Annotated in this window: 3 protein-coding genes; 1 reads left to right on the forward strand and 2 read right to left on the reverse strand. The window is 58.0% G+C overall.

All coding sequences use genetic code 11. The annotated features are described in order from the left end of the window. Window positions 1–3 precede the first annotated feature (3 nt). Together ACN1C3_RS17310 and ACN1C3_RS17315 are read right to left on the reverse strand one after the other, a co-directional pair. On the reverse strand, window positions 4–6078 hold the full coding sequence (locus ACN1C3_RS17310; RefSeq protein ID WP_419116987.1) for an NEL-type E3 ubiquitin ligase domain-containing protein: 6075 nt from the start codon (window positions 6076–6078) through the stop codon (window positions 4–6). Window positions 6079–6164: 86 nt separating this feature from the next. Continuing rightward, entirely contained in the window at window positions 6165–11270 is a 5106-nt protein-coding gene (locus tag ACN1C3_RS17315) for an NEL-type E3 ubiquitin ligase domain-containing protein (RefSeq protein ID WP_419116988.1), read from the reverse strand. A gap of 564 nt (window positions 11271–11834) precedes the next feature. Between ACN1C3_RS17315 and ACN1C3_RS17320 the strand changes: the two genes are divergently transcribed. Beyond that, a complete protein-coding gene (locus ACN1C3_RS17320) occupies window positions 11835–12980 on the forward strand; it encodes a sensor histidine kinase (protein ID WP_419116990.1) in 1146 nt (381 codons plus the stop codon). Window positions 12981–13174 lie beyond the last annotated feature (194 nt).

Consider the following 13174-nt stretch of genomic DNA (forward strand, 5'->3'; position numbering starts at 1 on the left):
TGATCAGAATGGCGTTTGCACCAGCTCTTGACGGGTCAGTTCCTCGACCAGCGCCGCTTCCTCGATCTGCAACTGTGCATCCAGATCCTCGGACTGCCCCTGATAAGCTGCTTGCGAGAGTTCTTGCGCCGAGCGCGCCTGATACAGACTGACCTGGCGAGCCTGGTAGGGCGCCTGCCGAGCCTCGAATTGCGACTGGTATTTTTGGGCCAGATAGCGCTTCCAAAAATCGCGTTCAACCAGCGCCTGGAATTCTTCGGGGGAGTTGTCCAGGGCCGAAACCTGAGCTTGCGCGCTATCGAGCATTTCGCTCGAAACATCGCCCAGACGGATAAACCGCACACGCTGGGGCTGACCGGGTAAGCCAAGACGATCCTTGAGGCCAAAGCGGTAGGCCAGCTTGATCTCGACCTCTTCCAGCTGTGCAATTCGCTCCGCTTTCTGAGCCGAAGTCAGGCCTTCTGTGGCATTGATTGCCGCTGTACGTCGGCTGATATCGGCAAGCGCGATCCTTTCAACGTTATCCAGACGAAACAGCCCTCTGGACAATTTCAGAAGCGCTGCGCCTTGCTGCCCCTCCTGTGCCACGCGCCCGGCTCGGTAGACCATGGCCATGACTTCCAGGTTGCTGAACGACAATGCGGCGCGATCGCAGCAGGCCGGTCTTGCCGCCCAATCGAACATGTCCTTGCGCAGTTGCTCGGACTCTGCGTTGGGTTCAGAGAGGGTATCGATCACCTCCCACACACGTTTCTGAAGGTCCATGTAGCCGGCACCGGCAGGCTCAAGGTCAGCCAGTACTCTAAAGAACTGCGTTGACTCTTCCAGGCTGAACAGACTGTCCCACTGAGTTTTCCTGAGCGCCGCTTGATCGGCCGGCAGGCCTGTGGTCCAACGCTCCAGAGCGGCTTGCCCGTCAGCCCCAACACCAGCCTGCGCACCTTGGCCACCACCTTGCGCGCCAAGCGCCCGGTATTCGAACACTTGTCCCCCCGGTTGTTGTCGCAATTCCTGCCACAAGTCGGGGTGTTCACGTAAAAGACGGGCCCAGTAGTCGTCCAGTTGCTGGCGGGTCTGCACCGACAGTGGATTGCCCTGAATGTGAGTGACGTTATTGAGGCGGGCTACCTGCTCCAGGCGTTCAGCGGGCGGTGCAATAACACTGTCCGGGATGGTGACGAGCCGATTGCGACTCAGATCAATGACGTCCAGCGCAGGTTGTTCAGCGAGCCCGGTTGGCCAGGTTTCAATACCGGTCGATCCGAGCGAGAGGCTGCGCAGATCCACCATCCGACTGAAGTCAGGGGTCATGCCCAAAGGATTCTCAAACAGACTCAAGGCTCGCAACGACGTTCTCTCTGCCAGTATCCGAGCCGTATCAGGGGTCAGTCGAATTCGATTACGTTGCAGAAACAAACGGGTCAACCCCTCCAGTTCACCCAATGCCCGGGGTATTTCTGTCAACTGGTTACCCGACAGATTCAACCAACGCACACCGCGGTTTCGCTGCAAGAAAGCCTCCGGCGTGACGATCAGCCCCATATCGCTCAAGTTGAGAGAGCCTACGTGACTGAAATCGGCATCAAGCTCAGGCAGGTTCGGCAAACTCAGGCCGCTGAGGTTCAGCTCATGGCCAATCGGGCTGCCGTCACGGGCGAGCACCTGGGGCGTGCGCCTCTGCCAGCACCTGACAATACGACTGGCGGCCAGGTAACGTTCATCCCTGAGGTTGCGGTTGGCCCGGTTGTTCAAATACACGTATCGTTGCGGCTGCTCGCCCGAATACGCCCACTCGGACAACTGGCTTTCCAGCCTGACCAGCTCCACCTCGCGTCCGCTCACCAGTGTTTCTATTTCAGCCTCGGATCCCAGACCGCGAAAATAGTCGTCGACCTGGCCAAACGTTGTATCGGGGTACAGTGCTCGATACCGGCGATACAAGGGCGGGTTAACTTCAAATGCGCCTTCCAGCGAGTCTTCCAATAGTTCAGGGCGGGTCTGCATCAACTGCTGCCGATAGTCCCTGAGCCGTCGCGCGCTCGCGTGAGAAAATGGATTGCCTTCCAGCAGCGTGACCCGATTCACCCTGGCGACCGCCTCGACCTGATCGTCAGGTGGGGATAGAAACGCCTCAGGCACCTTGCGTAACTGGTTGTCGCGCAAATCCACGGTGCGCAGCCCGGGTTGATCTCGCAAACCAACGGGCCATTGGGTGATTGCTGTCCCACTCAAGTCAACTTCCCTCAACCGGGGCATAGCACTGAAATCCGGTAATCGACCGAGCGGGTTGTAGTGCAACCAAAGCACTTCAAGCGCACTCAGCCCGCCCAGCATACCGGCGCTCTGTTCGGTCAGAACGATGGCGTTAGCGCTCAGGTTCAGATTGGTCAGGCCTGGCATCTGGCCGATAATGTCCGGCACGGAGGTGAGAGGCTCCCGACCACGGGTGATGGTCAACCACTTGAGGTTGTTAAACCCCTTGAGGAACGAATCAGCTGTCTCCTTGAACCACGGCCCGTTGATTATCAGCCTTTCGATATGACCGAAACTCGCGCTTAACGCTGGCAGTTCTACCCGGCTGTCGATTCTCAGGCCTACTGCGGTTTGCCGGCGCCAGCAGCGCTTTATCAGGTTGGCAACGTCGGTGTGCGCTGTTGTTCTCGTCTGCCCCGCTGGGGAGCGATGCTCATGAACCCAGGCCTTCAGCTCGCGTTTCAAGGTGGCATACTCGGCTTCGAGTCGGGTCAGTGAACCACGCGCATCAGCCCCCAGCGACTGCAAAAACTGCTCGATATCGGCGTCTTTGAAATCGGGATACAACTTGCGAACCCGTGCCCGGCCGGTTCGAAAAAAACTCACGACCTCCTGCCCGGTAGGCAAGGGGTAACCGCCACCGCCAAGCAGTTTGATGCCAGGCTCGAAGGAAGGTCTGAGTTCTCGATGTTCCAGCAATACAGCCCTGAACGCCTCGCGTGACAAGGGTGTCTGTTGCACGACCTGCTTGAGCCTTGCAGCCTCCTGCGCCGTGAACCCCAGCGACATGCGCTCGTCGGGCGACAGCGCTTGCAACACCGCCCAATAGAAGTCTGCAGAAGCCTCCTCTCCATAGAGACCGTTTTCACCTGACACCAATACTTTACGAACCGACCCATCCGGTGCACCGATCGAGTCCAGCAGCCGCCCTGTCGTCGAATATTCACGCAGTTCGACACGGATGCCCGCTGGCCAGCCAGGCAGATTTTCCAGGCTGCGAAGGGCCAGCCGTTCGCTGTCCAGGTTGGCGGATGCCTCAAGGTAGAACCCTTCATAGGCCCGTGCCACGCGCACCTCTTGCTGACACCAACGAGCCTGCTCATACAGGGTTTGCGGCAACGGCCCGGGCTTGCCGATTTCACTCAACTGCTCGGTGTTCATCCCCTCGGCGATTCGTCTTGCAACGACAGCGGGCAGCTGCGCAAAGAAATATTTGATCCGTTGTTCGGCGGGGCCGGTGGTGGTGTCCTGCGCTCGATAGAGGGACTCGAACAGCGTGGCCTTGCTGCGGTGCGCCGCATGGGCGATCTCCTTGCGCAGGGCCGTGGCTCGCGCGCCCAGCGAGGACCCCGACTCACCTGGCGCGTGGGTGAGATCGACACCTTGCGCCTCAAGCACATCCAGCAGCGACTCAAGCAACTTGCCCCTGGCCAGTTGCTGATCAGTCGCCACGATAACCAGTCGTCTGGGGGAAGCGCCGGCTGGCAGCGGGTCCTCCCAGAGAATGTTCGACTGACTGTCCATCACCCGCAGTGGCAGTGTATCCGGCAGCAGGTCTTGTGCGCGCATGATCTGAAACTGCAATCGCGTATCAGCCTTGGCAAAAACGGTCGGATCGTCGCTGCGGATCTGTGCCTTGAAGGTCTCGATGTCCTTATCGATCCGAAAGCGTGTGAGCGTATCGGTCAGCAGCGCCGATGGCGGTTCCTGTTCGACATGGGTGCGACGCAATTGATCATGCTCGACACCACTGGCCACGCGAATCTGTTCCAGCTGCGAATCGGTGAAGGTGTCCGTGCGATAACCCAGTCTGCGCATCAGCGTCGGGCCTTCCCAGGTCAGTGGTTCTTCGCCTTCATGAAGCCATGCGCCCGCACCATTGTGCTCGACAACAGGGGTGTAGGCGTCGGCACGCCCAGGGTGCTGGATTCGTCGGTCACCCGAAAGAGGGTCTTCCTTGACCACGTAGAGCTGATCACCCAGCGGCAACACTTCCTGATCTGCCACAGCGTGCAAGCCCAGTTCGTTCGGCATAGAGTCCACCGGCAGCCGGACTTTTGCCTGATACGGCGTCAGGTCGGGCTTCCACAGCCGGGTTGTGCCGTCCGGAAGCCGAACCGGCTTCAGACTGTCGACAAAAGGCGACGCCCTCACCCCTTTCAGAATTCGTCCCCCGGCGACCATCCCCCCCATCAGCGCAAGGTTCTCAGCCACGTCGCTCAGATGGGCCCAGGCTTCTTCGCGGTCGCCTTCGCCCCATTCGATGGCCCCCTCCAGCGTTTCATACATCAGTTGGCCCGCCATCACGGCGAGCATGACCTCGCCCAACACGGGCACAAACATCGATACCCCGTTGAGCACTGCCAGCCCGCCCTCGAGCAGATGCGCGATCCGGTCAGCACGGGTCTTGGCATCGGCATCGGCGGTCGGGACCGCCTGACTGCGGGCGTCGGAAAAGAGCTTGTCCCGCGACCGCTGATAAAGCTGTGCCCACGGGTCACCGTTCTCGGCCCAAAGCCCTTCCCTGCTGCCAAAGGTCACATGCATGTCCACCTCGGTCAGCGGTTCACGCGGCACCGGTTTTGCGGGGGGCAGTTCGTTGGGCAGTAACAGGGAGCCCAACGTTCCCGTTACTGCGGGCAGAACAAACCCGGACATGATGGGCGGACGAAACACCGCCAAAGGATCGGCAGGTGCGTCAGCGACTTTCTGTGTGAAACGATTGAAAAAGTAGGGGCGGTCCTTGTAGTCAAGGAACTGACTCAAAAACCGTTGATAGGGGGTTGGGCGGCCATCGGTGTTCCCAGCCGATGTGTCGGGTGCCAGCAACTGTCGGGTCAACTCTTTTTCAATCGATTGCCCTTCAGCGTATTTCTTCAAAGGATGTTCGGGGTCGTGAGGGATGTAAAGAATGACTTCCTTGAGTCCATACGTGTACTTTTCGATCGTCGAGAAGGCCAGACAGCCCGTGAGTACCCGGCGCATCACGACCGGCTCCCAGAACCAGACCGGGGTGTTGCCGTTCATGACTTTTTGTTCGCCGGCAATCACCGACAGGATGATGTTGTAATCATTCTGGTCAATATCCTTTTTAACCAACGCTATGTAGGCGGCTGATTTCAACGCGCCTTTCTGGCACCCGATGAACTTGCGGGACAGAAAAGCTTCAGCGACGGGTTCGCCAGACTTCAAGAAGGACGTGAGGTAGTCCTGGTATTTTTGACCGATATCCAGCGTGCGGCACAGAGCGGTAAAGTGCTCGACCGTCAGCGTGGTGGTGATGGGTTCAAACTGTGCGGCCGGGTTCGGTCTGGTCACAAAACCCGACGAAGCATCGAACGCCCCTCCTTTACATTCGAACGCTTCAAAGTTGTGTAAGGCCGCGTCCAGAAGCGACAGGGTCATCACCTCGAAGGTACTGACCTTGATACCCAGCGCCCCCACTGTCAGCGGCTTTTTCAGCCTCAGGAAAGTGGTATTGACGTCCAGGTGGACGTTGTATTGTTCGGACAAGGCCTTAATCAGCAGCGGCTCGGCAAACGCCGCAATACCTTCCATCCTGGACATGATGGTGTCCAGTGCGTTCTGCGATTTTAGGCTCGCCTCAGTCAGGCGCTTCATCTCTTTGTACTGTTCGGCCGAAGCGTTTTTGTACCAGAGCGGGATCTCCACAGAAGCGCCCCGCAAAGCCGCTCGTCGCTCGGGCGAGGCCAGGATCAGCCAGTCCGGGATGGCACTTTTTAAAATCTCGGTATTGGGTCCATATTCTTCAACGGCTAACGACTCCGAATGATCGGTGCCGTTGCTTCCTTGCAACGCAGTCATCACATAATCCTGTTTATTGATGAATTGCTTCGGCGCTCTCGATGCGAAGCACTACGTCTTCGCATCGAAGCCAAAACATTGAGTTATCAGCTATCCGACGCGACCGAAAACGGAATTTCAACGCGTTGGAGTTTTGCCCGGTCCATAGCTTCCTGGGTCAGTTGCAGCAGCAAGCTTTCACGCTCGCTTTTAATCAGAGCCAGCTCTTGTGCATAAGCCTCGTCTGTCATGACCTGACCGGGAGCGAAAGCACTTTCCGGCTGGCCGAGTTCGGCGGCCAGCACGCGGATTTGCTCCTTCAAACGGGCCCGTTCCTCCAGTGACAGGTTCGCGCTGTCGGCTCGTTCATCCAGGGCTGTCTTGAACTCGGTCGTGGCGACCGTCTTGCGATCAATCGCCCTGAAGCGTGCCCGGTTCGAACGCTCTACAAAGGACTTCCAGAAGGGTTGCTCGGCAATCGAGTTACGCAGCAGATCGCCCTCCTCCAGCCCCAGAACCCGTTGATAGGCATCCTCGATCATTTCACTGGTGACGCCTGCGATCTTGCGAAACTGCATGCCGCGCGCCTGCCACGGCAGGTCCAGCCGTTCCGCCAGATCCGTCATGAAGGCCAGGTGAACCTCGACCTCATCAATGGTACCTGTGACATTGCGCGCGGCGTCCTCACGTCGAAACCGCTCACCCGCCGCCTCGCGCGCCACGATGTGGCGTTTAGCGATTCGCTCGATTTCATCCAGCCGTGACTTGCCCTTTGCCAGGCTCACCAGCTCAGCCTCGATCAAACCGTTGTTACCTAGCGCCAACGCTTCGTGAACCAGCACCTCCACACCCATGACGTTGAAAAGCTGTGTCGCACCGTCGACGCAGTTGGATCGTACGTTGGCCTCCCTGAAAAACTGTTCTCTTAACGGGGTGTTCTCAGCCATGGTGTCCAGCATTCGCCAGACCTTGGCCGTCAAATCGGCGCGATAGGCCTTGCTGGCGGTGAAGTCGGCGGACAGGGTCAGGGCGTCGAGTTCTTCGAAAAAATCTTTCGAGTTGAGTTCATCCTCAACCTCGTTCCAAACCTTTTGCTTGTTTACCCACTCAGGCCGGGTCAAGCCTTCCTCCCAGTGGATACTGGTGAGCACGCCTGTGGGCGGGTAAGGACGTTCAGGGTCCATGCCCACCGACCGAACGTAGTCTTTGAGAATTTCCAGATTTTCAGCTGACATCCATGCGGGCTCACGATTGAGCCACGTACGCCCCAACAGCTCGGCATGCCACGTGCCCGGAGCTACCTGCGGAATGTCCGTCAACACGTTGTGGCGTAGATCCAGGAAAAAGTGCCGAAACCGTGGCCGATCAAAAAGCCCGGGCGGCCACGTACTGGCCCCTGTGTTAGTCAGCACCAGGGTATGCAGGTCAGGCATGCGACTGATGTTCGGCAACAACCCCAACGGGTTTTCACCCAGGCGTAAACGGATCAGTCGCGTACGGTTTTTGAGCATCTGGTGATCGATGATGTTAAGCACGATCCGGTTGTTCGTGAGATCCAGGTCTGTCAGGTGCGGCATCTCGGCGATGCTCGATGGCACCGCCGTCAGCCTGTTCCGAGACAGGTCCAGCACGCGCACTTTGCGAAAGGACTGAAAGAAAGGTTTCTCGATATTCGATAACCCTGTGTTGCTTAACCACAGACACGTGACGTGATCGAAGCTGGCTGCCAGTTTGGGCATACCGTCAATGTGCAGGTACACATTGAAGTTGCTCAGGTCCAGTGTCTGCCCAAGAACGTTCCCGTACGCATCCAGGTGCCTGGGGCCGGTTCGCTGCCAGCACTGTCTGATCTTTTGGGCGAGGGTATTCCTGGCCTTCCACTCGGAAACGCCACTGGGGCTAAAACGAAAATCCCGGGTCGGCCCGTTCACCCAGCGGGTCAGCGTTGAAACCATCTGGTTGAATTCGATCTCAAGCGCTTGGATCTGTAGCCCCACCGGCACGTTTTGCTGGCGCAAGGTCTCTATAAAGGTATCGAGCTCTATGTCCGTGAGTGACGGATAAAGGCTGCGCACCCGAAGCCGTGTCGTCATGTCCCTGGACACGCGTCGATAGCCGTCCATGCCCCCGAGCAACTTCATGGTTTGCGGATCGTAAGTCGGTTTGCGAATCGGATGTTCAAGCAACGTCGGCGCAAACTGATCATGGCTCAGGGGTGAGCGCTGGACATCAAGCTTGAGCCGAGCCCCCTCCGAAATGCCATACCCCAACGCATTGCGCTGTGCATCAGGCAGGGCATGCAAGACTGAAGTGTAGAACTCATCGACACCGTGCAGATGCTGATCATCCGCATCCCGCGTCTGGTAGCGCCCGTCCTCCTCGAGAATCAGCACCCTGCGGATGGGCGCACTTTCCGGGCCCACGCTGGCGTGCAGTTTCCCGTTGAACCCCAGTTCGCGAATTTCGATACGAACCTCGTCGGACCAGCCTGGCAGGCGGGCCAACGAGCCCAGTTCGAGCCTGCGCGAGTCGGCACTGGCCAGCTCCTCGAGATAGAGGCCCTCATAAGCACGGTTCAATCGCACACGGTCGCGCACTTGTCGGGCCTGTTGACGCAAGCGCAGCGAGAGGCGCTGTTTCTCGGCCAGGTGTTGCAGATCCACAGGCTCGGCATGGTCGAGCAATTCCTGTGCGGCGCTGGCGGGCAGCTCTGGAAAATCACCGAGGAGCAACCGTACCCGTGGGTCGCTGGAAACATCGCGTTTTTTGTACAGCGCTTCGAACAGACGTTTTTTTTGCTTCCCGGCCTGCATGGCCAACCGCCTGTGCAGGGCATCGATGCGCGTCGGTGTATCAAGTGCGATCCCATTGCCCAGCAGATCGCGAATCTCGGCTTCGTCCAACGACTCAATCACCCGCTCAGGCAGTTTCCCGGCCGCCAGCTCGGAACGGTTGATCTTGATCGTCATAGAGCCAGAGGCCATTGCATTGCCGTGTTTGACCGAGGCCCCGGTACGATCCTGTGCCTCAAAAACCTCAACAGCCCGGTTCTCAAGCCAGCGCGGTAGTTCGACCATGGCCGCAGCCTCAAAGCCGATCATCTCGTCTGGAACCTGATTCGCCAGGATGTGCTGCGGGAATCGTTCCGCATCGGCGTAGGTATTGAAGCGCATGACGGTATCGCGCAGTAGCGCGGGCGGGGTTTCATGCTCGACGTGCAACCGGCGCAGCAGGTTCTCGTTTATCCCGCTCACTCGCTGGATCCTGCCCAGTGTCTGCGCAGAGTATCCGTCCAGTGTGGTGTCCATGCGCTGCATCAACCGTTTCGCTTCCCACTCCAGCGGCCGCTCGCTCTCGACCTTCCAGGCGCCGGCGTTGTTGTGCTCCACCAGCGGTTTGTAGGCCGTGCGGCGCTGCGTATGTTCCAGTCGATGCTGACCCGTCGCCGGGTCCTGGCTCACCTGATAGTTTTTTTCCTCCAGCCGCAGCCACTGCTTGCCGCCTTGTTCATACAGGCCGATGTCGTTGGGTACGGCATTGGCGGGCAGTGACGCCGGGTGCGCATAAGGTCCGAGGTCGGGTTTCCACAGGCGGGTCTTGGCGCCGGGCACTTCCACCGGTTTCAAGCTGTCGACCAGGGCGCTGGGTTTTACCGCCGCCGCGGCCCCCCGAGGCAGTACGTGCCCGGCCCCCATCAGCGCCAACTGGGCAAAGTTGATCAGCACCCCGTTGATGTGGGACGCCGCCTCTTCCCGGTCGCCCTTGCTCCAGTCTTCGAGTCCCTCCACCAGTTCGTCGGCGATCTGCGCAACCATCAGCCCCAACATGACTTCACCCAGCACGGGCACCAACATCGCAACAAAATTGAAAACGTTCCAGCCAATGTCTAGATAGCTGGTCAGGCGCTTCCAGCGTGTCGTTGCATCTTCATCGCCGGTCGGCACCGCGATGACGCGCGCATCGGCGATGGCTTTATCGCGTTTGTCGACATACAGCCATTGCCACAAATCCCCGGCAATCAGGTTGGTGATGGGCTCTGCGGTGGGATTTTCGACTGCGGTTTCCCGCCACCAGGGGCCCATGTCCAACGGCTCGCGTTGCTGCCAGACAACGCGCGACAGCCGCTCTGTGACCCGGGCGAAGAATTTGCCCTTGTCCTTTTGCCTCACGAAGCGGCTGAAAAACGCCTGATACTGCGTATCGCGAAGCTGACTAAGCAGCTCTTTCATGAAGTCGGCGAGCGAGTTGTACTCTTTCAGCGGATGCAGGGGATCGTCCGGCACGTAGGCAATCACCTGTCCATCCAGGTGACTTTGCTGATAGATATCTTCGCGGCGCAGCATGTCCTCGCGGACACCGGCAGGACCGTTGGCCAAAAACGACTGCAACAGTTTGTACTGGTCGTATTCACTGCCCGGCAACACCGGTATGCGTCGCGACCAGTCACTCCAGAACTTCAGACCGTCGGGCGTCAATGCATCGACCAACGGCTTGAGCCTGGACGGCTGACTCACCGCACTGAACAACACGATGCCGTGCAACGGGAAGCCCATCAGTGATAGCCGATGCCTGTGCAGCGGCTGATCATGAAACGTGATATCGCTCTTGTCATCGCGCACGTGTTGAAGTTTACCGTACGCATATTCGCTGATATCTTTTTTCAAGTAAGCCATCAACGCAGCCAGGTTAAAAGTGGCCTTCTCCGCAGCCACCGCATTTTGTTCCAATAACTGCCTGGCCTTCGGGTCGGGCGGCATCAGGATGCTTTTTATATGGGTCTGATACTGCGCACCCAGGTCCAGATTCCGACACAGCGTGGCGACTTTCGCGGTGGTCATCGCTCTTTCAAGTTTTAACTCCCCTTCGACAGCCATCGAATACACACCGGAACCGGTCCTGAAATGATCTTCAGAAGTTTCCGGTTCTTCGAAGTTATGCAACGCCGCCTCCAACAGCGTGGATTCGCGCAGATAACTAACGCCACGGTCGATCACCAAGAGAATCTTGTCCGGCACATACAGCTTCAGCGTCAGCTCGCTGACGTCGACACTGGTGTTGAAATTCGACCTGATAAGCGCCGAAAGCAGGGGTTTGGCAAATGCCTGGATGTCCTGTTGCAGATTTTCCAGAGGGCCGTCCACCTTCGCTTGTGAGCGCCAGCGCTCTTCAACCAGTTCCTTGAGGTAGTGCCGATTGAGGCTGGACGCATTCATGTACCAATCGGGAAAGTATGTTGCACTTGCAGTGTCGAGTGATACCAGCCGGCTTATGGGCGCTTCTTTTATTGCGCGGGGAAGTGCCTGGATAATACGTTCGTAGTGAATACCTTTATTTGTTACTGGATTAATCAACTCTTGTTCAACGCCTTCCAACTCTTTTAATTCAGACATTATGTGACAACCAAAGATAACGATAGGAGTTATCAGCTTAAACGGTGTCGCCTAAAACAAAAGTCTAAAAAACTGCTGCGTCCCTCGCAAAAAAAGGCCGAAAGGCTTCGAATGAATCGTCGTAAAAAATAACTAAATACCACCTCAGCCACACAACTTGACTACCCCCCGAAAATACCCGACGCACAAACTAAATATAAAAACTTTTTGAGCTCGCTCTGCGTCTCTGCGTCGATTGATTCAAGTTCTGCGTTGTACTGCGCCTCGGTCATCACCTTGTCAACACATCGAGGCAGGCACTTTCCCTGTGCTTGCAGGTGGGGAACGACAAAGGCGCCAGGATGCGCCACACTTTATGACTATCACTGCCCAGCAAGGTCATCGGCCATGCGCCTATCCGAATTCATCGTGCAACACGTGAATCGCATCGTTGATGAGTGGGAGCAATTCGCCAAAGCCATCGCACCTGACATCGACTTAATGAGTCGGGCGATCCTGCGCGACCATGCAAAGTCGATTCTTCTGGCCGCATCACGTGACATGACGACCGCCCAGACCGCCAGCGAACAAGCCGCCAAGGCCATGGGCGAAGGCCCGGAGAAAACCCCGAGCCTGGATGAAGCCGCGGCCAGCCACGGTGAGCTCAGGCACACCGTTGGATTTGATCTGGTGCAGATGACCTCCGAATTCCGCCATCTGCGCGCCTGCGTGATTCGCCTGTGGGTCAACGGCCTGGAGTCGCCCGACCTGGCCTATTTCCAGGACATGATTCGCTTCAACGAGGCCATCGACGAAGCCCTGGCCGAGTCCACCGCGGCCTACGCCGAGCAGGTCAATCGTTCGCGGGATATCTTTCTGGCCATTCTCGGCCATGACCTGCGCGCACCGTTGCAGGCCGTGAGCATGTCCACCGAGATGCTGCTGCGCAAAACCAAACTGGATGCTGATGCGCTAACCTACGTTTCGCTCATCACGAGCGGTGCGCGGCATATGGCCGTGATGGTCAGTGATTTGCTGGCGTTCGTGCGCAGTCGTCTGGGCACCAGTCTGCCCATTGAGCCTGCGCCCATGGATCTGGCCAGCGCCGCACAGGCCGCCATCGATGAAGCCTGCGCCGGACAGCCCGACTGCACTGCAACCTTGAATGTTCGAGGGGATACTCAAGGGGAATGGGATCGTGGGCGGCTCGATCAGTTGCTGCAAAACCTGATCGGCAACGCATTGCAGCATGGCGCCAATAAACGCCCGGTCACCTTGAGTATCACGGGCGGCGAAGAGCAGGTGATCTTGACCATGCACAACTATGGCGAACCGATTCCCGAAGCCGCGATCAGCACCATTTTCGATCCGTTGGTACGCAGCTCCAGCGAGGAACTGGGTGGCCCCTCGACCAGCCTTGGTCTGGGCTTGTTTATTGTCAAGGAAGTGGTCATTGCCCATCAGGGAACCATCGAAGTCAGTTCCAACGAGGCAGACGGCACGACGTTTACGGTGGTGTTGCCCAAGCGCTCGCGGCCTACGCAATCCCTGTAGGACGGTTGGTTTTTTCTGACAGGTATTGAGGGTTGCGTTGGTTGAGGGGCGTGGATAATCTTCGCGGGTCGCTGCCAATTCAGCGACCGGTTTTGACAGACCGAATAGAATCAAGGCATGCAAGTGCCGCTATGTGAACAGTTGGCACTTTTTTTGTGTCCGCCGTTCCGTATTATGGCGGCTGTGCGTGGGGC

The organism is Pseudomonas sp. H11T01, assembly GCF_048515765.1.
In the GTDB taxonomy this organism is placed as follows: Bacteria; Pseudomonadota; Gammaproteobacteria; order Pseudomonadales; family Pseudomonadaceae; genus Aquipseudomonas.

Bases quoted from the DNA above. Each gene is read 5' to 3' on its own strand.
- ACN1C3_RS17320 (WP_419116990.1), top strand. From the start codon at position 11,835: ATGCGCCTATCCGAATTCATCGTGCAACACGTGAATCGCATCGTTGAT.
- ACN1C3_RS17315 (WP_419116988.1), bottom strand. From the start codon at position 11,270: ATGAATGCGTCCAGCCTCAATCGGCACTACCTCAAGGAACTGGTTGAA.
- ACN1C3_RS17310 (WP_419116987.1), bottom strand. From the start codon at position 6,078: ATGACTGCGTTGCAAGGAAGCAACGGCACCGATCATTCGGAGTCGTTA.